Raw genomic sequence first — 25,976 nt, forward strand, 5'->3', positions numbered from 1 at the left:
AACTTTCTCCCCTTTTGAGGTTCCATTTTCAATGACAAAGGTATCGCCATCGATAACGCGCTTTACCCTCGCTTCTTTTTCCTCTCCTTTAAAAGTAAAACCTGTCAATAAAAAACAGATCATACATCCACATACATAAAAATTACTTCGTTTTAGCATAAAATCCAGCGTTTGCCCAAAGGTAGTAAAATACTTTTTTAACAAAACAGTCAAAAAAAACGAAAATATTAATATTAAAAACACATAAATTTAATACAAAAAATACATCAAAAAATTATATAAAAATACAGCGATTTTTAACATAAAAAATAACACTAAAATATAATTTATTATAAAAGAAAAACAACAAAACAAAAACTTAAACAGTTAAACAACAACACAATATAAACATTAAAGCAAAATAAACACTTTAAAAACATTACAAATAAATCACTAAAAATTAATCGAAAAAATAACATAAAAACACATAAAAAAATCATGAAATTAACTCAATATTTATAATAAAAAATTATTTTTTTCTTTGATATTTCAAAAACATTCGTACATTTGAAATGTCAAACAACAACAGGATGAACAGAACATATACATATTTCTATTTTAACTTCTTTTATTTTAAAAATAAGAGCCGGGATTAGATTGTGTATAAATCATAAAAAATACAAACAAGAAGAGTCCCGGTTCAAATGATCGGGACTCTTTTTTTTGGAGACAACATAGCGAACAAAAAAACAATGAGTTTAAAAATTGCAATACAGGGAGCAAAGGCTTCATTTCATGAAGAGGCCGCATTTAAATTTTTCGGAAGAGAAGTTGAGATTGTAGAATGTGATTCATTTAAAAAAACTTGTGAATTGCTGAAGCAAAGAAAAGTCGACTATATCGTTATGGCGATCGAAAATTCAATTGCGGGAAGTCTATTACCGAATTATAATTTATTGAGAGATTACAAGTTCCATATCACTGGGGAAGTTTACCTAAACATTCAACAGAATCTCATGGTATTGCCAGGCGTTAAATTAAAGGATATTAAACACATCGAATCGCATCCAATTGCCATTCGCCAATGTGAAGAATTTCTTTCTGAACTTGAAGGTGTACGTATAACTGAGGGATCTGATACCGCTGCAACTGCGAAAATGATTGCGGAGCGAAAATTAACGGATACTGCTGCAATTGCTGGGACATTGGCCGCTGAAATTTATGGTCTTGAAATATTAGAAAAGAGAATCGAAACCAATAAAAAGAACGCAACGCGGTTCCTCGTATTATCTAATGAAGTTGTCGAACATAAGAATGCCAATAAAGCATCATTATCATTCCAAACAGGAAATACAGTAGGATCTCTGGCGACTATTTTACAATGCTTTGCCGAACAGAATATCAACTTGAGCAAAATTCAGTCAATGCCGGTAATCGGAAAACGCAATGAATATGATTTTTTCGTTGATGTAGAATGGAAAAAACAAACAGACTACGAAGCAGCAATACGTAAAGTACTCAAACATAGTGTCAATTTCAATATTATGGGTGAGTATGTCAAAAACGAAAAACTATAATTAACAATTTACGCATACAATATTAAAATAGATAATCAAACTTAACATGAAAAATACATTAGACATCACTCCTTTAAAATCTTGGTTGGACACAGGAGACAAACCTTTAATTATCGCAGGCCCTTGTAGTGCTGAAACAGAAGAGCAGCTGGTATCGACAGCGCATTTGTTGGCAAATACCGGAAAAGTAAATATTTTACGTGCTGGTATCTGGAAGCCACGTACTCGTCCGGGAGAATTTGAAGGTATCGGTTCAATTGGTTTGGAGTGGTTGAAAAGAGCGAAAGAAGAAACAGGTTTATTAACAGCTACTGAAGTTGCTACTGCAAAACACGTGGAAGAAGCTTTGGCTGCTGGTGTGGATGTACTATGGGTAGGTGCACGTTCAACTGCCAATCCATTTACCGTGCAAGAAATTGCTGATGCTTTACAAGGTGTAGATATTCCAGTATTTGTTAAAAACCCTGTAAACCCAGATTTATCGTTGTGGATCGGTGCATTGGAACGTATCAACCGTGCTGGAATCAAAAAATTAGGTGCTATTCATAGAGGTTTCTCTTCTTACGAGAAAACAGCATTCCGTAATGAACCGATGTGGGATTTAGCGATTCAGTTAAAAACTGCTTGTCCTAATCTACCGATCATAAACGACCCAAGTCACATTTGTGGAAACCGCGAATTGTTACCATACATCGCACAAAAAGCAATGGATATGGATATGCAAGGATTGATTATCGAATCACATATTGATCCATCTGTCGCTTGGACTGACGCAAAACAACAAGTAACGCCAGCTGCATTGGCCGAGTTGATCGACCACTTGACGTTGCGTAAAGCAGCTTCTGACAATCCTTCATTCGAAGATAAATTAGCAGAATTGCGTAGCAACATCGACAAATTAGATGATTTGATCATCCAAAAAATTGGTGAACGCATGAAAATAGCTGAGAAAATCGGGGAATACAAACGCGATAACAACGTGACAATTTTGCAAGTTAACCGTTGGGATGAAATTGTTCAAAAACGCACAAAATTAGCGGAAGCGCTTTCTTTGGGTAGCGAATTTGCGACGAAATTCCTAGAATTAATTCACAACGAATCTATCCGCAAACAAAATGCGGTCATGAATACTCAGGAGCAACCAACAGCAGAAGCATAATGAATCAACAAGTCATCACGCTGACGCATCCTTCAAAAAAGATACAGGGCACGGTCCAACTCACAGGTTCAAAATCTGAGAGTAACCGTGCTCTTATTATCCAATCGTTGAGTAAAGGACAAGTTGAAATAGCCAACCTCTCTGAGGCTGCAGATACGGTTACCCTAAACCGCGTATTGCAAATCGCATCAGAACCGCAACCCGGTTATAATACGATTGACATAGGTCCTGCGGGAACGGCAATGCGCTTCCTTACAGCTTACCTCAACCTTGTTAAAGGCAATTTCATCCTGACGGGGACAGAGCGTATGCAACAGCGTCCAATCGGGATATTGGTCGATGCTATGAAAGAAATTGGCGCCGAAATCCATTATGAAAAAAAGGCGGGGTATCCTCCTTTGAAGATTGAAGGTGGATTATTTCAAGGAAAAGACCGTGTTAAGATCAAAGGAAATATCAGCAGTCAATACATATCGGCCTTGCTATTAATTGCTCCGGCATTAAAAAAGGGACTTACGTTAGAGATTGAAGGCGAATTAACTTCCAGACCTTATGTATCCATGACCTTAGATATGCTTAAAAGTGTCGGGATCCAACATGAATGGACGGAGAATGCGATTAAAATTGCACCGCAAGAATTCGAAAAGCAAACCATATATGTCGAGCCAGATTGGAGCGCAGCATCCTACTGGTATGCTATTGTAGCACTAGCCGACGCAACGGCATCGATTGTATTGCCAGGACTAAGACAACATAGTTTACAGGGCGATATTGCCATCACAGACATTATGGAGCATTTTGGTGTTTATTCGAGCTTTGAATCGGATGGATTGCATTTAAATAAAAAAGAAATCAATTCAGACAAAACGTTGTTCGACTTTAAAGAATGTCCTGATCTCGCGCAAACAGTAGTCGTTGTCGCAGCGGCTTTAAAACGTGATGTTTCCTTTACAGGCCTAGAAACCTTAAAGATTAAGGAGACCGACCGTATCGCTGCGTTACAGACCGAAATCGCAAAGTTCGGTGCTGAATTGATCGAAGATGGTGATACCTATCACCTGAAAACAGCACAGGTATATCAGCCTGAAGATGTGACCTTTGACACTTACGAGGATCACCGTATGGCGATGGCATTTGCACCGCTGGCTTTAGTTTTTGACCAAATCAAGATTGCTGAACCGCAAGTTGTAGAAAAATCATATCCTGATTTTTGGAAACATTTACAAGCGCAAGCTTTTGTAATTGACTAACATATTAAAAACAGGGATTAACATCAACATTAATCTCTGTTTTATTATTCAATCTCCCAGATAGCCTTTAGCCTGGGACAGAAAATTGTGATGTAATCTATTAGGCCATATACGAGTTACAGATCCATAAATTTGTAGTCAGTCTGGTGCTTTAGAATTGCATTTAAAGGCAAATTTATCTAAGTTTATTGAAATTTAATTTTTATGGCAGGAAATTCATTTGGCGATTTATTCAGAATTAGCACTTTTGGCGAATCACACGGCAAAGCTATAGGTGTAATTATTGATGGTTGCCCTTCAAATATAACAATAGACGAGGAATTTATCCAGTCTGAGCTCGATAAACGTAAACCAGGTCAATCTAAGATCACGACACAAAGAAAAGAAAGTGATACCGCACAGATTTTATCTGGCGTATTCGAGGGGAAATCAACGGGAACACCAATAGCAATTGTTATTCCAAATGAAGACCAGCGTTCGAAAGATTACACACATATCAAAGATATCTTCAGACCTTCCCATGCTGATTTCACCTATCAGATGAAATATGGTATCCGTGACTATCGAGGCGGTGGACGATCTTCGGCGAGGGAAACCGCTGCCCGTGTTGCTGCAGGTGCAGTAGCAAAAAGCTTCCTGAATCAATTTGGCATAGAAATCTTTGCCCACGTTTCGGGGGTAGGCACTATCGAGGCACCAAATGTAGATACCAAAGATCTAAAAGCTTTGCTTGAATTACGGGAAGCTAACATTGCACGTTGTGCAGATCCAGCAACAGCAAATGAAATGGTTGAGTTTATCGACTCGGTCAGAAAAGCGGGTGACACAGTTGGCGGACGTATTTCGGCTGTCATCAGACATGTCCCTGTTGGTTTAGGCGACCCGGTCTTTGATAAGCTCCATGCGGACCTTGCAAAAGCAATGATGAGCATCAATGCTGTACATGGTTTTGAATATGGTTCAGGTTTTGCAGGTTCGGAGTTGCGAGGTTCCGAACATAATGATATATTTGTAGCAGATGACCATGATTTAAATCGAGTGCACACACATACCAACTTCTCTGGAGGGATTCAGGGAGGGATTTCAAATGGTATGGATATTACTTTTAAAGTAGCATTTAAGCCTGTTGCCACTATCATGAGAGATCAAGAAACAGTGGATATCCATGGCAACCCTGCTATTGCAAGTGGCAAGGGAAGACATGACCCTTGTGTTGTTTCGAGAGCAGTAATTATTGTGGAAGCTATGGCAGCACTTGTAATCGCGGATCATCTACTTAAAAATCAAAGTTACAAACATGCTGCAAGATAATTATGTCGTAGGTGTTGATATTGGAGGCACACATATTTCTGCCTGTATCATTGACACAAAACAATGGAATATATACTTAGAAAACGTGGCCAGAAACCACGTTTTTTCTCAAGGAGATGCTAAAACGATTTTACAAACCTGGGCATCAGCTATACGCGATATCATAGCCACTTCTCCTGCTCCTATTCAGTTCATCGGCATTGCTATGCCGGGCCCCTTTGACTACGAAAATGGAATATCTAAAATACAGGGACAAAGCAAGTATGACAATCTTTACAATAAAGATGTCAAAACTCTTTTAGCTGAAGAATTGGGACTTTCGCCTACATCTATTCACTTTATCAATGACGCAGCAGCCTTCCTACAAGGTGAAATATTCGTACAGAACTTGCAAACAAACAACCGGATATTAGGAATTACGTTGGGTACTGGACTTGGATCTGCGGTATGGAATAAAGGTGAGAAGGCCTTTGATGCCGCCCTATGGAACAGTCCTTATGAAGATTGTATTTTCGAAGAATTTCTTGTCACACGGTGGTTCGTCAAACGTTTCAAAGAAGTAGCAGGAAAAGATGTTACGGGACTTAAGGAGATTTTAGATAATCATCGGGAAACTGAGGAATTTCAAGTCATCAAAGATGAGTATGCTAAACATCTATTTGATTTTATGCAGTTCTTCGCAGAGAAACATTCTTCTGAAATATTTATAATCGGTGGCAATATCGCTAAGGCGCTACCTATTTTCATTGGTGACCGAAAAGAATTTGAAAGATTTCAAATTTACACCGCAATACTTGGTGAAAAAGCAGCTATGATTGGTGCTGCGAGTATATTCAATTAAGAAAAGAATCATCCCACTCGTTGGAATATTTAGCTTAGCCAAGCAAAAAAGTATCCATCTATTAAAACATAGATGGATATTTTTCTGGATTAGCTTCATGCATAATTGCATACACTGTCTCGACAACATCGTCAGAAGATGGCTTCGAGAAATAATCTCCATCGGAACCATATGGTGGGCGATGTGCTTTTGCAGTCAGTGTTCTCGGCTGACTATCCAATAGATAGTAGCCATTTTGCTTCTCTAAGATCTCTTGTAAGATGAAAGCTGAAGCCCCGCCTGGCACATCCTCATCTACAATAAGTAGTTTATTTGTTTTCTTCAGCGATTCGGCACAAAGTTTTCCTTTGTCAAAAGGCTGCAATGTCTGTGCATCAATAATTTCGATAAATATCCCCAAGCGCTCCAGTTCCACGGCTGCTTCTTCAACAACACGTAAAGTTGAACCATAGGATACTACAGTAATATCGCTTCCCTCTTTAACACATTCAGCATAACCGATTGGTACCGTAAATTCACCGACGTTCTCTGGTAGACGCTCTTTTAGACGATAACCATTCAGACATTCGACAACAATAGCCGGTTCGTCAGAGCGGAACAACGTATTATACATGCCTGCTGCCTGTGTCATATTACGCGGCACACATACATGCAAACCTCTCAAGGATCCTAAAATTACTGACATCGGCGAGCCCGAATGCCATATACCTTCCAATCGATGGCCCCGTGTACGAATAATTAATGGCGCTTTCTGACCAGCAAAGGTGCGATAACTTAAACTTGCCAAATCATCACTTGCTACCGTAATTCCATAGATCAGGTAATCCAGGTATTGGATCTCAGCAATTGGACGAAGTCCTCGGATTGCCAAACCCAATCCTTTTCCTATAATTGAATTCTCCCGAATACCGGTATCAAATACGCGATGCACGCCAAGCTTTTCTTGTAAACCTGCAAAACCTTGATTCACATCTCCAATCTTACCGACATCCTCTCCAAACGCTAATAGTCTTTCATCACGTCTAAAGTTCTCTTCAAAACATAGATTCAAAACCTCACGTCCATCAACCACTTTAGCTTCTTCACTATAGACTGCAGGTACGACTGTCACATGAGCAGGTGAATCTACACCATCTGTAAATAATTTTGAATTATAACGTTTCTCATTCAGTTCCTGCTTCTCTTTATACCAATTTAACAATTGCTGGCGCCCATCGCTATGCTGACCTTTAAGCTCGTGCAATACCTTGCGAACCTGGCCGTAAACCTCTTTCAAAGAAGGCTCAACCATCGATTGTAATTTCTTTGACGCAAAATCAGCCCGCTCATTTGGAATACCCTGAAGTAAATCAATGGCTTCCCTAGCTTCAATGCTCAACGTTTTAATATAATCGGCCCAAGCCCGTTTTTGTTCTTGACGAACATGGTCTTTGGCATGTTGATCCAATTGATCCAATTCCTCTATGGTAGCAATACCAGAACTTAAGATCCATTCTTTCATTTTCGCTAGACAATCGAAGTCAGTTTCCCATTGTAATCTATCTTGCGATTTATACCGTTCGTGTGAACCTGAAGAAGAATGTCCTTGCGGCTGCGTCAATTCGGTCACATGAATCAAACATGGAATATGCTTCTCGCGAGCAATATGGGCAGCCTGTTCGTACGTTTCACATAAACCCGCATAATCCCATCCTCTCACTTTGAATATCTCAATTCCGTTTGTCAGCTCTTCCTTCTGAAAACCTTTGAGGACTTCTGAGATATCTCCCTTTGTTGTTTGAATTTCATTGGGCACAGATATCCCATATCCATCATCCCAAATAGAAATCACTGTTGGAATCTGATGAACACCTACGGCATTAATAACTTCAAAAAATACACCTTCAGAAGTCGCTGCATTTCCGATAGTACAGAATGCAACTTCATTTCCTCTATTTGAAAAATAAGATAGGTAGTCTAAATTTCTATTCTGCTTATACAACTTAGAAGCCAAGCCCAAGCCCAACAATCTTGCCATCTGACCACCGGTGGTCGAAATATCTGAAAACGAGTTTTTCTGAACCATTTGATCCAACCAGTTCCCTTGGTCGTCCACAACACGAGTCGAAAAATGGCAGTTCATTTGCCTTCCTGCAGAAGAAGGATCTGCCTCGACATCGGGATGGGCATATAATTGAGAGAAAAAATGGTAGACATCACTGATGCCAGAAGCAAATATAAATGTTTGGTCACGGTAGTACCCCGACCGCCAGTCCCCATTTCTGAAAACTTTAGCCATCGCGATTTGTGCCAATTCTTTTCCATCGCCAAAAATACCAAACTTAGCCTTACCTGTAAGCACTTCTTTACGTCCCAATAAACTCACGTAACGACTTTCTAAGGCAGTTCGATAATCATTCACAATAATCTTTTTGAACTCGTCAAAGCTCAAAGTGGAAATAGATTCATTGTTTTGGTCAAATGCAGTATCAAACATATTCTTTTTTGTTTCAACAAATTTAACAAAAATATTATTCTATATAATTGGTGTTTATCAAATAAATTGATAATCAATAACTCAGATTTGAAATAGAATATTCTAATTTCTCAAATTAGTACTTTTTGACAAAAAATCCTAATTTTTACAGATTTTTAATTCCTATAAGCAGGCAAAAACACCATTGTCCTTTTTAATTTTTATTTTTGGGTTTTACATTCATTATTTTGAATTTTTCAGCACTTAAACTCGATAAAATCCTTGTCGCTAATCTTGAAAAACAAAAGCTTTCTTCGCTTACACCTATTCAAGAAATAGCTATCCCTGCCATTTTGGAAGGTAGAGACTGTTTGGCGATTGCCCCAACCGGCACGGGAAAAACGGAGGCTTTCGTCATCCCTATTATTCAGCGCTTACGAACCAAGATTACCGCAGACCACTTATCGGTCCTTATACTCCTTCCTACACGGGAACTCTGTATACAGACCAAACAGCGCATATTAGGCCTTATCGATGGTATGGATTTGACTATCGCTAGTTTCTATGGTGGGGGAACTTATGAAAGTCAACTTGAAGTTTATCCGAAAGCCCAGATGATCCTCGCTACTCCAGGACGCTTGTTGGATTTTATTGAACAAGGTATTATCGATCTAAAAACGATAGATACATTGGTGATCGATGAATTCGATCAATTGTTGGATCTCGGTTTCACGAAAGAACTCAATAAAATTATTGGCACATTGCCCGCTGAGAGACAAACCATTTTCAGTTCGGCAACGAAAACCGTTGAAATCGAAAAAATTGTTCGAAAGAGATTAAGTAACCCTGTCGAGATCAATCTAGAAGCAAAGACCAAAAAAGGCCAAATAGAAGAATCTGTACTCTATGTCGATAAAAATGATAAAAAGAATCTTCTCCGTTATCTCCTTGAGAACCGTGTCTCGCGGCAGGTAATTGTTTTCACGCGAACAGTTCATGCAGTCGAACGGATCGCAACAGATCTAGATCGACACGGCATTTCTTGCTCGGCATTATATGGCGATAAATCACAGCAAAAACGAGAAGAGATTATTGATAAGTTCAGACAAAAAGAGGTACGTGTATTAATTGCGACGGACCTCTTGGCTCGAGGTGTAGATTTTCCAGACCTAGAGGCTATCATAAACTACGAGATTCCAGATAGTCCTGAGCTCTATACGCATCGAATTGGGCGAACAGGCCGTTCGGAAGCGGCGGGAAAAGCGTTTACCTTTTGCGATGCAGAGGACAATGAAAAGTGGATAAAATTACAGTTATCCTTAAAACGGCAAATTAAAATTGATGATCAACATCCTTATTTATTGAGCTGGGAGAAAATGCTTTCCAGTAGCCAAAACAATCAACGAAAAGGCGCCTCGAAATCTAGAAAACGTCGTTAATTAATAAATATTCTTTTACTTTTACCAGCAAATCAAAAAATCACAATCCGAGATGAATACAATACATTTATTTGACGATAGCAACAATGCGAATGATAATCGATTGGGAGACCTTGAAAAAACGATTATAATAAATAGCCTAATGGAAGTTCCCTTTGAAGAGCGGGATGAAGAGTGGCGTGATATATTTCTGGCTAATATTGCTGAATGTACCTTAAAACTAGCAGAAACAGAAGTGGTTGTTGGGCCCGACGGATTTCCCTATTTTCAACTCGAAAGTGTTCCGAAGGATCAGAACTTTCAGGCTTTTGTCATTAAAAATCGGCTAAAGGATTTCGTGTTGCCAAAAGGTTTTGGTATTGCTATCAATACACAAAATGAAAACCCTGATTGGGTATTCACCTATGGCGACTTAGTTAACTACTTTTTAAACGGAGAGTTTTATACAGATGATAGTGTTTTCTCTAAGAAAAATGAACAAACGATTATAGGCAAAGATGAAGAAATATTAGTGGGGCAACCTGCCGAGACAATTCTTCCACAGGCTGTCCGCACCCAATTACGTGAATTTTTGGATTATTATGGCGTAAAGAACACAAAGGTTATGCTCCTTGCCCGTAATTATAAAGATGAAGAAAATGCTTCACAAGATTTGGCATTCAATATCGTTGCAAATCAATTCAGGACTGAAAAAGAATTTACCAATATCATGGAAGCAATAGGCTGGTTTCTTCCCAGACATTATTCCTATATCGGATTGGATGAATTTGCAGTAGACAATGGTTTTATGCCACTGTAAAAAAACAGAAACTAAATATATACAAACATAATTAACCCATGTTTCCATTTAACGTAAGAGTGTACGGAATATTGATCAATGAAAATCAAGAGGTATTGATCAGTGACGAAAGAACGGAAAATGTTTCATTTACCAAATTCCCTGGTGGGGGCTTAGAATACGGGGAAGGCTTATTGGATGCTTTGATCCGGGAATATCAGGAAGAATGTGATTTTGACATTGCTGTGGTTAAACATATTTACACCACAGACTTTTATGAGAAATCAAGCTTTAATGATAGCCAAATCATATCGATTTACTATCACGTAAAGAATACCTCAGCTATTCAGATCAGAACGACTACCAAAGCTTTTGATTTCGATCCTGATCAGAGACCTGAAGATAATAAGCTCCAATCTTTTCGATGGGTACCAATTGAATCGGTATTAACGGCAGATTTGACCTTCAAAACAGATCAAATCGCCTGGGAAGAATTCTTAAAAACAGTCAAATAATAATAATTTTTCAATTTTCATCATTTTTATTTGTATTTAAAAAATAAAGACATATCTTTACGTAAACCAATGGAAATACTTGATTTTTTTAAAGTATTGACCTTAATAATTACATTTTATTATTTATTTGACATCTCGCATGTGACGAGGAATAAAAGTAGAGAAGCGTGGGATGGAGACATACATTGGTTTATTGAATTTGTAAATTCCTAGTCCTATAGGTTTTTTAATAGTTAGTGTGATTTTATGGCGATACTCCCCGTATCGCCTTATTTATTTGACAATCGTTTTCCAACCCTTATTTGAATCCCATATAAGAAGCAAAACAAAGATTTTTGTGTAAAACATCAACATTTTTAAAGCCAACTTGTGTTAATAAGTTTAGTTGATATATCAGCGATCTTGGTGTATCCTCGTGTTCGATATAGTCAAAAACATGATCACGATACTGCTCATCCTTCAGGTTAGTTAAATATTCACCATATTTTTCCCTGTAAATTAATTTTTGAAGCTGTTCATTATTTTGCTCGATCAAATCAAAAATCCACAAACTTCCTCCGGTTCTCAATAAGCGGAACAGCTTGCTAAACGCATTTTCCCAATCTTTATCATCTCGAAGATGATGTAAAACGGATGTTGCGATAATGACATCAAATTTGTTTTCCTCTAAAGCTGCGACACGAAAGTCACCTTTAATCAACTGAATTTCTCCGTTGGTTAATTTTCCAACGCGTTCCTTTGCTCTATTTAACATTGGCTGGCTCAGGTCCAACAGACTAACATTTGGATTAGACTCCAATTTTTGCAATAGTTTTACGTCGTAATTGCCAGCTCCGCATCCAATATCCAATATATTTTGAGCGTTTGGATAAAGACTGACAATGGCATCCGTAATAAGCTCCATGTTCCATACCGCATCCAATGTGGTTGCTTGACCTGTTTCTAAATTTGAGAACCGCTCGACATCATTGTCAAACCGTGTTTCAATCTCTTGTAGCGTCGCTTTGTTCATCTGTAAATTGTTTATTCTCTAAAGTTCAGATAGATTCCCCCGCACAGCAGTATCTTACACTGTCTGGTCGGCGGTATTTCATCCATTAATTTTTAATAATTTAAAGGTAGGACTAACTGGAATTCATTAAAAATATTTATTTTGTCATCAATTCATACCAAAAAAGTATCGATGGAAATCCGACATCTCATTTATTTCAAAACAGTAGCCGAAGAGCTTCATTTTGGCCGAGCAGCAGAACGCTTATTTATGTCCCAGCCCCCATTAAGCCGGCAGATTAAAGATCTAGAAGACGAATTAGGTGTTATTCTTTTCTTCCGAACCAACAAACGCGTCGAGCTAACGGAAGCAGGTAAATACTTTTTGGAGGAAGTTGTGGAGATCCTACAAAATATCGAGCACAGCAAAACGATCACCAAACAGATCCACAACAATATCTCAGGAGAATTCAAACTGGGCTATATTAGTTCGACACCTAAGAAAATGCTTGCTACGGTATTAAAGCAAATTCAATTGAAATTTCCATACTTAAGAGTTAGTCTTTTCGAAACATCGACGCAGAAACAAAAATTAGCACTCGAAAACGGAAAATTGGATCTGGGTATTATGCGTGCTCCAATTTATTCAAGTGAATTGCTTACCACCCCCCTTTTCGAAGACCCTATGGTTATTGTAGGTCATTCACAGGTGAAATTTAATGCGATCAACTTTTTTAATGAAAGTTTCATTTCTTTCAATCAGAAATACGCATCGGAATATCACAGACTTGTTATTAACACCTGTAATCGCATGGGCTTTGAACCCAAAATTGTACATCAGAGCAATTCGATGTCTTCCATCCTTGAGTTGGTGTCACAAGGTTTGGGCCTCGCAGTCGTCCCTTCGTCCACCATCAAACAATACCCGCATTTAAACCTAAAAATAATGAAGCTTGAGGATATGGATAGCAAAACAGAAGTGATCCTGGTATCTAATATAAAAAGTAAAAACAGTGCATTAGGCGAATTTATAGCCTGTATCCAGAAAGAGTATCTTGATTTTAATGCGTCCTAAAGTGGCATCGATTGAAATTCCAGCATAAAAAAACGGAGTCAGCATGTTGCTGACTCCGTTTTTTTATGGGTTGAAGAGCGATATTACCTCTTCTCAAATTTATATGCTAGAGTTGCCATAAAACTACGCGGTGGAATCGGATTCACACTATAGTTTTCATGGATATAATAGTTAAACGCGTTGGTGATATTGGATAATTTACCCAAAATACTCCAGTTTTTATACGCATAACCAGCGGAGAAATCTATGGTTGTAAATGGACTAACGGAGATCAAACGATTAAGACCATCGCGTACGTTGATCTTTGTATTATTCCAACCTGCATTACGTCGACCTGTATAAAATGCGGAAAAACCTAATTTCAATCCCTTAACTGCCCCGTTTTGAATGGTATAAAACACGGTTCCATTAGCCGTATGTGCTGTAGTTCCTACCAAACGTACATTTTCTTCGTTTCCAGAAATTTCAGTCACTTTCTCCTTACCATCAACGATGGTTGTATAACTTGAAATTGGATTGGTTTCGGTATAACGCATATAATTATAGGAATAACCGGCGATAACATTCAACCCTGGAAGTAAGGTTCCAGTAACATCAACTTCCAATCCGCTTGAAGCCGTCTTTCCAGAAAATTCTTTCATATTTGCATCGCTATTGCTTGTTCCATTCGGAAGTACCAATAATTGTTGGGCAAAGCGATTGTTATTAATTCTATACCAAGCAACATTTGCGGATAACCTACCATTGAAAAAGTCATTTTTCACACCTGCTTCATACTGATCGATGATGGAGGGAGCCAAGGGTTGATAATTTACATCGTATCCCGAATTCGATGTAAAGTTATTTGCATAGGTAACGTAGACACTCGATGAGCGGATCGGCTGATAGATCAATCCAAATTTAGGTGACCATGCTTTGTCCACTTTTGCGCCGATCGGATTTTTTTGACCATCTAGATTAATAATCTCTTCCGATTGATTCGTCGCATAAGTATACTTTTCCGAATTCGGTGTACGCTGATACGTGTATCGAATACCTGCCAATACTTTAAATTGTTCAGTAACTTCTATTAAGTCCTGAAAAAATGCACCGTAACGGAAGATATCCGTTGTTGTTTTGGTCAATAAATCTGCTTGTGGCATATCTGTCCGAAGTCCATTTCCCGAAACCAAATGCCGCGCAGTTTGTGAGGGATTAAAGACATAAATAGAATCGTAGGTTGTTGTAGGCACATACTTATCAAGCTTCTTATCATAGACTTTAATATTGTTCGATGCATCAATATTATAGGCATACGCATTTGAATGCGATTGATCGGCATCTGCTCCCACCAGGATCTTATGCTTGATAGATCCTGTTTTTACAGTTCCGGTTAGATTCAATTGCTGGTTGGCCGTAAACTCATTTGATTTGGACCGGGTTAAACTCCGCGGAGCAATTCCATTTTTATTCGCTTGAATCCGATCTGATCCATAATAATCACGATCGTATGTTTGGTAACTTGCTATTGCGTTTAAATTCCATGAATCATTAAACTTATGGTTCAAATTGATCTGCCCGTTTGAGGTATTTGTTCTGTTGAAAGCAAAAGGCACATTCATAAAAGTGTTTCTTCCAACTTCATTATTCAACTTTCCATCCACGGTCCCCATTCCAAAGTCCGGAGTAAAATCACTTTTTAAGTAATCGAATGTAAAGTTGAGATCAGTTTTATCGGATATTTTATATAAAACAGAAGGATTTACATAAGTACGTTTTGATGTGACCTGATCCCTAAAGCTACCCGCTTTTTCATAAGTTCCGATAACGCGGAATGCAACCTTATTGGAAATCGGACCATACACATCCACTGTTGGTTTATAGAAGTCATAACTTCCTACGCGCATTGAAGCCTCGCCTCCATAATAAAATTTAGGCTTTTTCGTAACCAGATTTACAACGGCCCCACCAGATACACCGCCATATAACAAAGCAGAACTTCCTTTTAAAATCTCTACAGATTCCAAGGTACTCGCCTCAATCGAACCTCCATTATTGGTTCGCGCACCATTTTTAAATATATTATTCCCGCCTAAGCTATAGCCCCTTGCGTAAAAATTTTCGTTGACCCCACCGCGATTCGCTCCCATCGCGACACCGTTTGCATTTTTTAGCGCATCACTCAGGCGATTAACCTGTTGATCTGCAATAACCTGTTCGTTTATAATTTGTACACTCTGCGGCAAATCCCGATCAATAATACCTGCTTTACCGACATTAACTGTTTTACTGTTATGCGAGTTGTAACCTACCACTTCCACTTGTTCCAATTGAGATTCAGAAATATTCAAAGAAACATTAATGGCTGTCGCCTTTCCATTTTTAACCTCGATAGTACGTTCCTCAGCTCCATTTCCGATACTTTTGATCCGAATAGTATAGGTTCCATCTGGAAGATTAGAAAAATGGAAACTTCCATCACCGGAAGTCGAAGTAGACCTACCTAAAGAAACTATGGTTACTGTAGCCGATTCAATTGGTGCACCATCTTTGGTTTTAACACGGCCATGTATCCCCTTACTCTGCGCCGACGCATCCAAATGAATTGCTCCTACCAATCCCAGACTTAAAACAAGCCCTAGAAAAGTTCTTTTCATGTTAATAAATTGTGAGTTCGTAAAAATTATTTGTCGGCGCAAACATACGATATTATTCCATTGTTTAGAATAGTTTTAAATAAAAACAACTTATAATTATAATAAATGAATGATTCAGCTTGATAGCATCTATGTTGCAAGGATTCATTGTAACTATTTCTATTAATCATAAGGATTTCCTTACATTTATGTCGTAATTAACATCCCAACTAATCAATTCAATGAAAACGCATAAGCTCCTACTCTACGCTTTTATTTTTTTATTCTTTCCCTCATTTTTGCTGGGTCAGCAAACACAGGTTGATCATGATCTCACAGCAATTATGCGTCGGTATAATGCCGTAGGGCTCAGTGTGGTCGTCGTCAAAAACAACAAAATTGAGTATCACAAAAATTATGGTTACAAAAACTTGGAAACCAAAACGGCTCTCGGAGAGAATGATCTCTTTAGAATTGCTTCTATTTCAAAGTCATTCACTGCAACATCATTAATGCAATTAATAGCAGATGGCCGATGCAAGTTAGACGACGACTTCGGGGATTTGATCGGTTTTCCAATCAGAAACCCCAATTATCCAGAAAAAAAAATAACACTCCGGATGATCCTTTCCCATACGTCCAGCGTCAATGATAAAAACGGTTACTTCAACCTAGATGTCATCAATCCATCCAAAAACCCAAATTGGAAAGATTCCTACAATCTTTATGAACCCGGCACACAATACCAATATTGTAATCTCAATTTTAATATGGCTGGTGCCGTTCTCGAGAAACTGACCAATACACGTGTCGACAGCTATATTGTTAACCATATTCTCAAACCGCTCAACTTATATGGTGGTTACTGTATAGACTCCTTGGATCAGAAAAGATTGGTTTCGTTATATGCCTTTGATGAAAAGGGAAATCCCCATGAAGCCACGTCGGGAAGAACTCAATCAATATATCCTGGGCTATAGCACTCCTGTGCTTTCTCCGACAGGTGGAATGAAAATATCTGCATTAGATTTAGCCAGATACATGATGATGCACATGAACTACGGCCATAGTCAGGGAAAAAACATCATCAGTAAAAAATATGCGAAGATTATGCAGACAGCTGTAAATAAAGAATCAGGCTATGGATTAGCGATTATGAACAATGTAAAAATTGTCCCCGGTGTTACCCTGACAGGACATACCGGTTCGGCATATGGACTATATAGTGCCCTGTTTTTCAATCCAAAGAAAAAATATGGATTTATTGTGATAACTAATGGCTGCAATATTCCCGATAGCGATGACTTCAACCCTTTGCTTAAAGACTGCATAGGAGCCTTGTACGATGCATATATCAAATAGGCAACAGCTTACATCAAATAAACAAAAGCCAAACCCATAAAATCCAACCTTGTTGCTGAGGCTTATGGGGAAAACCAGAGGCCCTCCGATCGAATGGACAATAACAAAAAAAAGCTGCAAAATCTGCAGCTTTTTTTTGTTATTTTTACTGTTTCTTGTTTTCTACCCAATTTACAATAGACGGATCCAGCGGATTCGTCGCTGAACGGAAACGATGTACAAGTTTACCGTTCTCATCGATCAAAAACTTTTCAAAGTTCCATTTGATTTCACCTTTAAAATCTGGGTTCTCCTGAGCGGTCAAATACTTAAACAGAGGTGATATTTGATCTCCTTTCACATCGACCTTTTCGGCCATTAGAAAATCAACACCATAATTTTGTTCACAAAACTCTTGAATCTGCGCATTTGAACCCGGTTCCTGTTGTCCAAAATTATTTGCCGGAAAGCCAATAATGACGAGCTTATTGCCAAAGGTTTTGTGCAATTCCTCCAGATCTTTGTACTGTTTTGTGAAACCGCATTTTGAGGCAGTATTCACGATCAATATTTTCTTTCCCTTGAAATCGGACATTTTCACTTCTTGCCCATCAAGTGTCGTAAACTTAAAATCATAAAAATTGGGATTGCCAAATAACATTGACATATACACCATAATAGTTGCAATAATCATATTTAATTATTTTAAAGACTTAACAATGAATTACTCTCTCTTTCCAGTACCGCATCAAAAAGCTCGTTGATAGGAGATTTTAAAATGGTACCTACCTTTATCTGATGTGTTTCACAGACTTCCCGTAAAATTAAATCAAAACTATAAGCAATCGAACCTACAAAGTGACAGGCATATTTATTATAGTCCGGATAGGTCAAAATCGAAGCTTGAACAAATTCTTCGAATCCACTCTTTACCAGATCAATAATAAAGGGATGGGTAATGTTATCGGACATGAACGGCGCAAACGATGCTAAGAAAGCATTGGGACGTTCTTTTTGATAAACATTTTTGATGACGATCTCTTTATTGATTCTGTATTTGTTCGCAAATTTTTCGTTCAGATCTTTCGGCATACGGCCATATAGAAAAAGTCTAACAAGATTTTTTCCAAAATATGCCCCCGAGCCCTCATCACCTAATACATAGCCATTTCCATTATGCGACGGCATCAGCTCCTCTCCGTCAAAAAAACTCAAATCAGACCCCGTCCCTAATGTCGCTACATAACCTTTTTTATTACCACAGGTTGCTAAGGCACTACCAAAAAGATCATTCTCAACAGAAATGTAAGCATTTTCGAATAAGGGTGTCAATGCATTTGAAACCATTTCCCGACGATCAGGCGTAATGCATCCTGCACCAAAAAAATACAACTCAGTAACTTCATCGGCGTAGGGAATAATCTCGGGTATCTCCTTAATAACACGTGTGATTTCCTTTTCATTCACAAAAAAAGGATTGAGTCCATTTGTACTGAATGAGATAGGCGCACTATCTGGCAATTCCAACTTCCAATCCGACTTTGAAGAGCCGCTATCAACAACTAAGATCATACAAATTCTTGATTATTTTCCCCCTATAAACTACTGTATCAAACTTAGCAAAAATTCTGATAAAAAACAGATTTTTTGCTTCATCTCCCCAGCCCAATAAAATCCGGTATTTCATCCAAAGCAGCAATTATGCCTATCGATTTATACCACATTTCTTAAATAAATTTGTGTATATTGGAGGGTACCATTAGCGTGCTCCGTCATTGTTCTTTTTTCGCCAAAAGAACAATGACGGAGCACGCTGATTCATAATTGTAGAACCAACAATCTATTTTTTTGTTTGGTTAAGCGTACGATACTTTTAATTTTGTAAGCTCATACTAAAATCATCTTTCATGGACAGTGACCATTTCAATATACCCGAAATACATTTTGAGGTATCATTTTCAGAAGCACAAGCTCATTATATCGAAGTAAAAATGAGCATCGCAAAGCTCAACCAGCCTTATGTCGATCTAAAAATGCCCGTATGGTCTCCTGGATCTTATTTAATTCGTGAATATGCTAAAAACGTAGAACGATTTCGATCATTTGACAAAACAGGAAATACAATTGCCTACCAGAAAATTTCAAAGAACACCTGGCGAATACCCACAGAATCTTTGGATCAGATCGAAGTCATCTACGCGGTATACGGTTTTGAAGTTTCTGTGCGCACCAACTTTTTCGATAGTGACCATGCTTTCATTGTGCCTACGGCAACTTTCTTTCATATCGATGGCCGTATAGACAATCCTTCGACGGTCAGCATAGTACTAAAAGATTCGTGGGCAAGTATATCAACTGGACTCGAACAAATTGAAGAACGTAAGTTTTATGCGCCAAATTTTGACGTATTATACGATACGCCCATCGAAGCTGGTAATCAGGATGTCTGGAAATTCCAAGCTGCCGGTGTCGAACATGAATGCGCTATGGTCGGAGGTGGAAGCTATGATAAAGAACGCCTGACGAAAGATATCACACGTATCGTCGAAGAGGAAACCCGCATCTGGGGTTCGAACCCCAATGAGCGATATGTCATTATTACCCACAACTACCAATCTGGAGGTGGAGGTCTAGAACATCTCAATTCAACAGTATTGGGAGCCTCGAGAAATGCCTATCTAAATGAGACAAGCTACAAAAACTATCTGAGTCTCGTTGCACATGAGTATTTTCACCTATGGAATGTGAAACGCTTACGTCCAAAAGCATTAGGACCGTTTAATTACGATGCCGAAAACTATACCACAGGCCTCTGGATCATGGAAGGATTCACTTCGTACTATGATAATTTAATTATTAAACGCTGTGGATTCTATGATGAAAAAGAGTATCTCGCTTTACTAGCCAACGATTTCAACATTGTATTAAACCGTCCTGGGCATACGATACAGTCTGCTGCCGCCTCAAGTTTCGATACCTGGATTAAATATTATCGGCCTGATGAAAACTCGATGAATTCAGGAATTTCCTATTACAACAAAGGTGCAATGCTGACAGCATTGTTGGATATTAAAATTATTGCCGCTACAGAAGGTAGGCTAAAATTGGATGATGTTATCCGCGAGGCTTATGAGGAGTTCTACCTAAAACTTGATCGTGGATTTGAAGAAAACGAATTGAGAAGCCTTGCTGAACGTATCGCAGGCACTTCGCTGGACGATATTTTCAATGCTGCCCATCAGGACGGAGAACTGGAATACAACGATTATTTTAATCTAGTCGGTTATGAAATTGTTGATACCAATGTTAATAACAACACGTTGACACTAGGCATTACAACCAATAAAGTGGATGGGTTAATTTCGGTAGCGACAGTGGAAAAAGATTCTGGTGCGTATGATGCCGGATTAAGTGTAAAAGACGAACTGATTGCAATTAATAATAACAGGCTCGATGTTAAGGACAAGGAAATTGATTTCATTGTTCAACATGCCAAAGAAGGGGAAACATTAAACTTCCTGGTGGCAAGAGATGGTTTAGTACGAGAAATCCCGGTTCAAATCAGAAAGAGCAATAAAAAGGTATACGAAATCCGTCCGCTCAAAGAACAAACCTTTCTACAGGAATTGCTAGGTAAAATCTGGATGGCTTAACACGGAAATATTATCATTAAAAAAGAATAGCGGGAAATCCCGCTATTCTTTTTTAAAATTTATATCTTACCGAAAAACCGATCGGATCAAATAATTTGATACTGGATTCGTTTAGAAAATCGAAATAAGGTTTTACATCCAATGAGATTTGAAACGGTGCCTGCGGAATATTATATTCAATACCTACGATACCGTCAATACTTAGATTAAGCTGTGAATCAAACGAATGACGCTGACCATCTATAATTTTGTCTTTCTCCTTATAAGAACCGATACTGCCACCAAAACCATAATACCAATTAAACCCAGCAGTCAATGGTTTATAGATTTCATATAAGCCCACAACGCGGAAACGGCGAAAATCAGAATTGCTCTGAATACTCATAATACCTTCCAATGCATGGTCCGAGTTAAGCGTGTGACGATATGTAATTCCCTGAGCAGACCCGAATCGTCCACCAATAGCACCCCTATTGTCCAACTGAGCCATAGCTCTATTGGATAATGCTCCAAACATCAGCATTCCACCGACAGCCAAAAATATTTTTTTCATAAAAATCGTACGCTTTTTTTTGCTTTACATTTTTCCAAACATAGATAAATTGCTTTTTATATGCAATATAATTGCAGTGCACATAAAAAACTATTTACCAGAACTTCCCCTACGAAGGACCTTTTCAATAGGGTAAATATCCATTACAGCTATAACGAAACAATGTTTAATTTGTTATGACAATAATCCCAAATTATCCAACTTTATTTCTGTATATTTAGGTCATACAGCATGTAGTAGTAACCAAATAAACTCAAGTGATATGGGCAGAATTTTTGACTTTATAACCTTATATAAAGAAAAATACGCAAAGGACATCATGGTGGCAGGGCGAGATGGAAATGGCCAGTGGAAGACGTATTCTACCAAAGAATACACCGACGCAATTGACACCTTAAGCAGGGCGTTACTGAAACTAGGTCTCAAAAAAGGTGATCGGGTAGGGATCATGTCCGGCAACAGACCCGAGTGGAATTTAGTTGATTTTGCCTGCAATCAAATCGGTCTTGCAACTGTCCCCCTCTATCCCACTTTATCCGCACAGGATCTTTCGTTTATTGTAAATGACTCGGATGTCAACGTACTATTTGTCAGCAACAGAGAATTGACCGACCGTATTGAACAAGCCATCAAGGAGCACGGTATACACCCACAACTGTATACATTTGATGCCATTGAAAATTATACGCAGCTAAAAACATTCATCGAAACAGCAAAAGATGACACAACCGACCTCGCTCCACTTCGAGAGGCTGTTACAGAAGATGATCTATTGACACTGATCTACACTTCAGGTACTACAGGACGACCTAAAGGCGTATACCTGTCCCACAAAAACGTATACAGCAACGTCTTGGCATGCAATCATCTCATCCGATCGGATTTCAAAACGGCACTTAGCTTTCTTCCGCTATGCCATATTTTTGAACGCATGGTGGTATATATGTACTATTCGAAAGGAATCCAGATCTATTTTTCCGAGACCTTAGACAATGTTGTTGCCGATATCAACGATGTCAAACCGGATGTATTCACCACCGTACCCCGTGTCCTGGAGAAAGTATACGATAAGATTATTGAAAAAGGGAAAGCCTTAACTGGATTAAAAAAGAAAATTTTCTTCTGGGCTGTTGATCTTGGCTTGAAATTTCAAGAACCGGAGCACAATGGATCGCTTTACAATCTAAAACTTGCGATCGCTAGAAAACTGATATTTTCGAAATGGCAAGAAGCTCTTGGCGGAAATATTAAGATCATTGTATCCGGTGGAGCAGCTCTTCAAGAGCGTTTAGCGCGTGTATTCTGGGCCGCTGGACTTAAAGTACTTGAAGGGTATGGCCTGACTGAAACATCTCCGGTTATTGCTGTAAACTCCTACTTACCCAATGGGTTGAAATTTGGGACTGTAGGCAAACCCCTGAAAAACTTAGAAGTTAAAATTGCTTCAGATGGTGAGATTCTTGTCAAGGGCCCTAGTATCACGACAGGCTATTATAAAAATGAAGAAGCCACAAAAGAAGCTTTTGACGATAATGGATTTTTCAAGACAGGCGATATTGGAGAAATTACATCCGATGGTTTCCTAAAAATAACCGATCGAAAAAAGGAAATGTTTAAGACTGCAGGTGGTAAATATATCGCGCCCCAATCCATTGAAAACAAACTCATGGAGTCTACATTAATCGGACAAGTCATGGTTTTTGGAGAAAATAGAAAATTTCCCGGAGCCTTGATCGTTCCTGCATTTGATGTGCTGTCCAAATGGGCAAACCAAAAAGGTATTACCAGTGGTTCAAACGAAGAAATCATCAAAAATCCGGAAGTAATCCAAAAATATCAAGAAGAAATTAACCGATTATCTACTAACTTTGGACATTGGGAAATTGTCAAGAAATTTATTCTTCTTCCAAAGGAATGGACAATCAACGACGGTCAATTGACGCCAAAATTGAGTCTAAAACGAAAAATTATTTTAAAAGAGAACGAAGGAGCAATCGACAAATTGTATCAGGAACAAAACCAAGAGTAACAATTTGCACGATTATTGGAGCTGATCATCTTATTATGAAGCACGTTACACTACGAGATTTATTTACACTCGCCTACTGGAAAAACATTTGGCATGTCTTAATTGATGCCTTTAATGGATTCAATGATGACAAATGTATGAAGAAGAGTGCTTCATTGGCTTATTATACCGTCTTCTCCATCGGCCCACTTCTTATGATTGTTATCTGGTGTATTGGATTTTTCTATGGAGAACATCTTCAAAGTGGATCTTCAGCGCAAGATCAGGTGCTGGAGGAAGTCATGGTTCTTTTTGGTCAGGATGTGACCACACAGATCCAGTCCTATCTTCAGAAGATAACTTTCGAGAATAAATCTAATATGGGGATCACGATAGGTATCGTTACATTGATTCTGTCGTCCACAACCTTATTCGTTGATATACAGGATTCAATAAACAATATCTGGAAAGTAAAACCGAAACCAAAAAAGGGATGGCTAAAATTAATCATCAACAGGCTGATTTCTTTTTCCATCGTGATTGCCCTTGGTTTTTTGCTAATTGCCTCACTCATGATCAACGGAGTTATCGTTGCTGTGACCAATTTAGTCATGACTTATTTTCCTTTTATTCCGATTGCACTCATTTCATGGGTCAATACGGGCATCACATTTTCGGTCATTGTCATTTTATTTGGCTTTATCTTTTCCTTCCTTCCGGATGCTAAAGTAAAATTCAGAGACATGCTTGGTGGAGCTATCTTTACAGGCTTACTTTTTATGTTAGGCCGGTACGGCATTTCAATCTATCTGAATCTTTCCTCCACAGCCAGCTTTTACGGAGCTGCGGGATCAATAATTGTTATGTTATTATGGATCTACTATTCGGCTGCAATATTGTATTTTGGCGCAGAATTCACCAAATTTTATGCGATCAAATTTGGTGCAGGCATTATTCCGTCCACATTTGCAGTAGCGGTTGAACAAACGGAAAAAGTTAAAAAAACGGGTAGCGATGCCGAAGCACATGTTGGAGAAACTATTCAGGTCTTAAAATAAGCCGTCTATTTTTTTTCTTTTTTACCGCTAATGGAACCATCGATGCCAATGACATTGATGACTTTATCCCCAATTTGCGTAATATCGGATTTTAATCCCACCATAACGGTAAAAATATTCACAGGAGTATCCTGTATCTTCCTAAAATTATGGAGATAACCAAGCTCAAGACCTAAAAAGAAACCGTTAAATTTATAATCTGCCCCTGCACCTATTTTGCTGGAGAAATTCAGGTGATTTTTATTTTCCATCTTAATAAGCTTTTGGTCTGCGAGCACATTTGCCCTTGGCTCACTCGTCAATCCTACACCAGGGCCTACAAAACCATAGATATTCAATAATCGCATCTGCTTCCTAATGCCCCCCGAAAATGAAAGGGTATAGAAATTGGTATTTGCATCTTCGATACGATACTCAAAATTCGGATCGACCAATCGCTGCTTATACTTGAATGAAAGTGTATAAAGTGTGGGGGATACGAAAAACATTGGATTTTTCAGGGAGATATCCAAACCAATACTACCAGAAAACTTTGGCGAAAGTATATCTTTGGTTTTTCCGATCGGAAAGCCCATTCCCGTTGTTCCCCAATAGTAAACTTTTCGATAATGTATCGTATCAACACCGCCCTGAGCCCGCGCGAAAGTCCAACACAAAGAAAAAAGAAGAAAAGTAAAAAAGAAATGTTTCATTTAAATGCGTTCAATATTGAATAACAACAATATTAAACGCATTTTGTTCAGAAAAACCGTCAGGCTACAGGTAACTTTTTGATTGTGGTCCTTGATTGAATAGTAAATCGATAATGCTTAAATCGGGATAAAATCCATTTTTATCAGAAAAAACCTGATAATATTCTTTTGGATCACGCAATACACTTTCTTTTTTAGGATGGATCAGGTTACGGAAATCGATCATTTCCGAAGGCGCAGCAACATATTCTTCTGTAAACCCTACTGTTCGTTTAAGTTTGATCGATTTTAGAATGAGTTCTAATTGAGCAACATTAAAGTCTACCAAATACGCAAACTTTTCCTCATAGAACCGTATAAAATCATCTTCATAATATTCAAAATATGCAGAGCTACGGTAAGCTGTCTGGATACTCAGCCAGTGTAAACGCTGCCAGTCAAACTCATAACTTATCCGAATATCTTTCATAGGAACACGTTCTTTATTGCCATGTTGAATGGGTACGATCAAATCCTGCACACCATTTGCTGAAGCAATACGGGCCCGCGTACGATAACTCTGCTTTTGAAAATGCTCATATTTTTCGATGATCAAAGGAAGATTATGCTCTTGTATCGTATGAAAATAGGATATTGGTGGAAGATAACATGCCGGAAGTAATAACTGCGATTCCATAAAAACTGATG

At 38.4% G+C, this 25,976-nt stretch carries 22 protein-coding genes; 14 read left to right on the forward strand and 8 right to left on the reverse strand.

The features are described from left to right. Positions 1–731 precede the first annotated feature (731 nt). The 5 genes from ACHWSC_RS14495 (at position 732) to ACHWSC_RS14515 (ending at position 6,117) form a co-directional block, all read left to right on the forward strand. Complete coding sequence (locus tag ACHWSC_RS14495; protein ID WP_046671823.1) at positions 732–1,556, forward strand: prephenate dehydratase; 825 nt, start codon at positions 732–734, stop codon at positions 1,554–1,556. A gap of 46 nt (positions 1,557–1,602) precedes the next feature. Beyond that, positions 1,603–2,715: a chorismate mutase gene (locus tag ACHWSC_RS14500; protein ID WP_046671824.1), complete on the forward strand. Its 1,113-nt coding sequence runs from the start codon at positions 1,603–1,605 to the stop codon at positions 2,713–2,715. Then, positions 2,715–3,965 (forward strand): 3-phosphoshikimate 1-carboxyvinyltransferase, encoded by a 1,251-nt coding sequence (gene aroA, locus ACHWSC_RS14505; RefSeq protein WP_145328702.1) that lies wholly within the window; start codon positions 2,715–2,717, stop codon positions 3,963–3,965. The genes ACHWSC_RS14500 and aroA overlap by 1 nt, the downstream gene beginning before the upstream one ends. A gap of 204 nt (positions 3,966–4,169) precedes the next feature. Then, complete coding sequence (gene aroC, locus ACHWSC_RS14510; RefSeq protein WP_075993987.1) at positions 4,170–5,276, forward strand: chorismate synthase; 1,107 nt, start codon at positions 4,170–4,172, stop codon at positions 5,274–5,276. Further along, positions 5,263–6,117 carry an ROK family protein gene (locus tag ACHWSC_RS14515; RefSeq protein WP_088162772.1) on the forward strand — a complete coding sequence of 285 codons (855 nt, stop codon included), beginning with the start codon at positions 5,263–5,265 and terminating at the stop codon, positions 6,115–6,117. The genes aroC and ACHWSC_RS14515 overlap by 14 nt, the downstream gene beginning before the upstream one ends. Before the next feature lie 61 nt (positions 6,118–6,178). Here the strand turns inward: ACHWSC_RS14515 and ACHWSC_RS14520 are convergent, their stop codons facing one another. Continuing rightward, entirely contained in the window at positions 6,179–8,593 is a 2,415-nt protein-coding gene (locus ACHWSC_RS14520) for a thiamine pyrophosphate-dependent enzyme (protein ID WP_088162773.1), read from the reverse strand. Positions 8,594–8,820: 227 nt separating this feature from the next. Between ACHWSC_RS14520 and ACHWSC_RS14525 the strand changes: the two genes are divergently transcribed. The 3 genes from ACHWSC_RS14525 to ACHWSC_RS14535 are packed head-to-tail and all read left to right on the forward strand — an operon-like array spanning position 8,821 to position 11,304. Continuing rightward, the gene (locus ACHWSC_RS14525; protein ID WP_394677237.1) at positions 8,821–10,011 is read left to right on the forward strand and encodes a DEAD/DEAH box helicase; all 1,191 of its coding nucleotides are present in this window, start codon (positions 8,821–8,823) and stop codon (positions 10,009–10,011) included. Positions 10,012–10,063: 52 nt separating this feature from the next. Beyond that, complete coding sequence (locus ACHWSC_RS14530) at positions 10,064–10,810, forward strand: hypothetical protein (RefSeq protein WP_120333371.1); 747 nt, start codon at positions 10,064–10,066, stop codon at positions 10,808–10,810. Between the two features lie 38 nt (positions 10,811–10,848). Beyond that, positions 10,849–11,304: an NUDIX domain-containing protein gene (locus ACHWSC_RS14535; protein WP_394677238.1), complete on the forward strand. Its 456-nt coding sequence runs from the start codon at positions 10,849–10,851 to the stop codon at positions 11,302–11,304. A 298-nt stretch (positions 11,305–11,602) separates the two neighbouring features. Here the strand turns inward: ACHWSC_RS14535 and ACHWSC_RS14540 are convergent, their stop codons facing one another. Further along, on the reverse strand, positions 11,603–12,316 hold the full coding sequence (locus ACHWSC_RS14540) for a class I SAM-dependent methyltransferase (protein WP_394677239.1): 714 nt from the start codon (positions 12,314–12,316) through the stop codon (positions 11,603–11,605). Between the two features lie 171 nt (positions 12,317–12,487). Between ACHWSC_RS14540 and ACHWSC_RS14545 the strand changes: the two genes are divergently transcribed. After that, positions 12,488–13,369, forward strand: coding sequence for a LysR family transcriptional regulator (locus tag ACHWSC_RS14545; RefSeq protein ID WP_075993993.1), 882 nt, complete (start codon positions 12,488–12,490; stop codon positions 13,367–13,369). 83 nt (positions 13,370–13,452) lie between these two features. On the opposite strand, the gene ACHWSC_RS14550 is transcribed toward ACHWSC_RS14545, so the two are convergent. Beyond that, positions 13,453–16,005 carry a TonB-dependent siderophore receptor gene (locus ACHWSC_RS14550; RefSeq protein WP_394677240.1) on the reverse strand — a complete coding sequence of 851 codons (2,553 nt, stop codon included), beginning with the start codon at positions 16,003–16,005 and terminating at the stop codon, positions 13,453–13,455. Positions 16,006–16,226: 221 nt separating this feature from the next. Here ACHWSC_RS14550 and ACHWSC_RS14555 point away from each other — a divergent pair, with 221 nt between their 5' ends. Beyond that, complete coding sequence (locus ACHWSC_RS14555; RefSeq protein WP_394677241.1) at positions 16,227–16,964, forward strand: serine hydrolase domain-containing protein; 738 nt, start codon at positions 16,227–16,229, stop codon at positions 16,962–16,964. Further along, positions 16,918–17,346 (forward strand): serine hydrolase, encoded by a 429-nt coding sequence (locus ACHWSC_RS14560; RefSeq protein WP_394677242.1) that lies wholly within the window; start codon positions 16,918–16,920, stop codon positions 17,344–17,346. Before ACHWSC_RS14555 ends, ACHWSC_RS14560 begins: the two co-directional genes overlap by 47 nt. A 145-nt stretch (positions 17,347–17,491) precedes the next feature. Here the strand turns inward: ACHWSC_RS14560 and ACHWSC_RS14565 are convergent, their stop codons facing one another. Both ACHWSC_RS14565 and ACHWSC_RS14570 read right to left on the reverse strand, forming a co-directional pair. Further along, positions 17,492–18,019, reverse strand: coding sequence for a glutathione peroxidase (locus ACHWSC_RS14565; protein ID WP_394677243.1), 528 nt, complete (start codon positions 18,017–18,019; stop codon positions 17,492–17,494). Positions 18,020–18,030: 11 nt separating this feature from the next. Continuing rightward, positions 18,031–18,897, reverse strand: a complete 867-nt coding sequence (locus ACHWSC_RS14570; RefSeq protein ID WP_088162780.1) for an N-acetylglucosamine kinase — start codon at positions 18,895–18,897, stop codon at positions 18,031–18,033. A 335-nt stretch (positions 18,898–19,232) separates the two neighbouring features. On the opposite strand from ACHWSC_RS14570, the gene ACHWSC_RS14575 reads away from it, so the two are divergent. Further along, a complete protein-coding gene (locus ACHWSC_RS14575; protein ID WP_394677244.1) occupies positions 19,233–20,978 on the forward strand; it encodes a M61 family metallopeptidase in 1,746 nt (581 codons plus the stop codon). Between the two features lie 52 nt (positions 20,979–21,030). Here ACHWSC_RS14575 and ACHWSC_RS14580 read toward each other — a convergent pair whose 3' ends face one another. Further along, positions 21,031–21,531, reverse strand: a complete 501-nt coding sequence (locus ACHWSC_RS14580; protein WP_120333413.1) for a hypothetical protein — start codon at positions 21,529–21,531, stop codon at positions 21,031–21,033. Positions 21,532–21,793: 262 nt separating this feature from the next. On the opposite strand from ACHWSC_RS14580, the gene ACHWSC_RS14585 reads away from it, so the two are divergent. Together ACHWSC_RS14585 and ACHWSC_RS14590 are read left to right on the forward strand one after the other, a co-directional pair. Then, positions 21,794–23,560, forward strand: coding sequence for an AMP-dependent synthetase/ligase (locus ACHWSC_RS14585; protein WP_394677245.1), 1,767 nt, complete (start codon positions 21,794–21,796; stop codon positions 23,558–23,560). Positions 23,561–23,595: 35 nt separating this feature from the next. After that, positions 23,596–24,597: a YihY/virulence factor BrkB family protein gene (locus ACHWSC_RS14590; protein ID WP_394677246.1), complete on the forward strand. Its 1,002-nt coding sequence runs from the start codon at positions 23,596–23,598 to the stop codon at positions 24,595–24,597. Positions 24,598–24,602: 5 nt separating this feature from the next. On the opposite strand, the gene ACHWSC_RS14595 is transcribed toward ACHWSC_RS14590, so the two are convergent. After that, positions 24,603–25,289, reverse strand: a complete 687-nt coding sequence (locus tag ACHWSC_RS14595) for a hypothetical protein (RefSeq protein WP_075994001.1) — start codon at positions 25,287–25,289, stop codon at positions 24,603–24,605. A gap of 64 nt (positions 25,290–25,353) precedes the next feature. After that, positions 25,354–25,965, reverse strand: a complete 612-nt coding sequence (locus tag ACHWSC_RS14600; RefSeq protein WP_120333361.1) for a WbqC family protein — start codon at positions 25,963–25,965, stop codon at positions 25,354–25,356. Positions 25,966–25,976: the final 11 nt, after the last annotated feature.

The sequence above is a fragment of the uncultured Sphingobacterium sp. genome, from assembly GCF_964277905.1.
In the GTDB taxonomy this organism is placed as follows: Bacteria; Bacteroidota; Bacteroidia; order Sphingobacteriales; family Sphingobacteriaceae; genus Sphingobacterium; species Sphingobacterium siyangense.

Bases quoted from the DNA above. Each gene is read 5' to 3' on its own strand.
- ACHWSC_RS14495 (WP_046671823.1), top strand. From the start codon at position 732: ATGAGTTTAAAAATTGCAATACAGGGAGCAAAGGCTTCATTTCATGAA.
- ACHWSC_RS14500 (WP_046671824.1), top strand. From the start codon at position 1,603: ATGAAAAATACATTAGACATCACTCCTTTAAAATCTTGGTTGGACACA.
- aroA (WP_145328702.1), top strand. From the start codon at position 2,715: ATGAATCAACAAGTCATCACGCTGACGCATCCTTCAAAAAAGATACAG.
- aroC (WP_075993987.1), top strand. From the start codon at position 4,170: ATGGCAGGAAATTCATTTGGCGATTTATTCAGAATTAGCACTTTTGGC.
- ACHWSC_RS14515 (WP_088162772.1), top strand. From the start codon at position 5,263: ATGCTGCAAGATAATTATGTCGTAGGTGTTGATATTGGAGGCACACAT.
- ACHWSC_RS14520 (WP_088162773.1), bottom strand. From the start codon at position 8,593: ATGTTTGATACTGCATTTGACCAAAACAATGAATCTATTTCCACTTTG.
- ACHWSC_RS14530 (WP_120333371.1), top strand. From the start codon at position 10,064: ATGAATACAATACATTTATTTGACGATAGCAACAATGCGAATGATAAT.
- ACHWSC_RS14535 (WP_394677238.1), top strand. From the start codon at position 10,849: ATGTTTCCATTTAACGTAAGAGTGTACGGAATATTGATCAATGAAAAT.
- ACHWSC_RS14540 (WP_394677239.1), bottom strand. From the start codon at position 12,316: ATGAACAAAGCGACGCTACAAGAGATTGAAACACGGTTTGACAATGAT.
- ACHWSC_RS14545 (WP_075993993.1), top strand. From the start codon at position 12,488: ATGGAAATCCGACATCTCATTTATTTCAAAACAGTAGCCGAAGAGCTT.
- ACHWSC_RS14550 (WP_394677240.1), bottom strand. From the start codon at position 16,005: ATGAAAAGAACTTTTCTAGGGCTTGTTTTAAGTCTGGGATTGGTAGGA.
- ACHWSC_RS14555 (WP_394677241.1), top strand. From the start codon at position 16,227: ATGAAAACGCATAAGCTCCTACTCTACGCTTTTATTTTTTTATTCTTT.
- ACHWSC_RS14560 (WP_394677242.1), top strand. From the start codon at position 16,918: ATGAAGCCACGTCGGGAAGAACTCAATCAATATATCCTGGGCTATAGC.
- ACHWSC_RS14565 (WP_394677243.1), bottom strand. From the start codon at position 18,019: ATGATTATTGCAACTATTATGGTGTATATGTCAATGTTATTTGGCAAT.
- ACHWSC_RS14570 (WP_088162780.1), bottom strand. From the start codon at position 18,897: ATGATCTTAGTTGTTGATAGCGGCTCTTCAAAGTCGGATTGGAAGTTG.
- ACHWSC_RS14575 (WP_394677244.1), top strand. From the start codon at position 19,233: ATGGACAGTGACCATTTCAATATACCCGAAATACATTTTGAGGTATCA.
- ACHWSC_RS14580 (WP_120333413.1), bottom strand. From the start codon at position 21,531: ATGAAAAAAATATTTTTGGCTGTCGGTGGAATGCTGATGTTTGGAGCA.
- ACHWSC_RS14585 (WP_394677245.1), top strand. From the start codon at position 21,794: ATGGGCAGAATTTTTGACTTTATAACCTTATATAAAGAAAAATACGCA.
- ACHWSC_RS14590 (WP_394677246.1), top strand. From the start codon at position 23,596: ATGAAGCACGTTACACTACGAGATTTATTTACACTCGCCTACTGGAAA.
- ACHWSC_RS14595 (WP_075994001.1), bottom strand. From the start codon at position 25,289: ATGAAACATTTCTTTTTTACTTTTCTTCTTTTTTCTTTGTGTTGGACT.
- ACHWSC_RS14600 (WP_120333361.1), bottom strand. From the start codon at position 25,965: ATGGAATCGCAGTTATTACTTCCGGCATGTTATCTTCCACCAATATCC.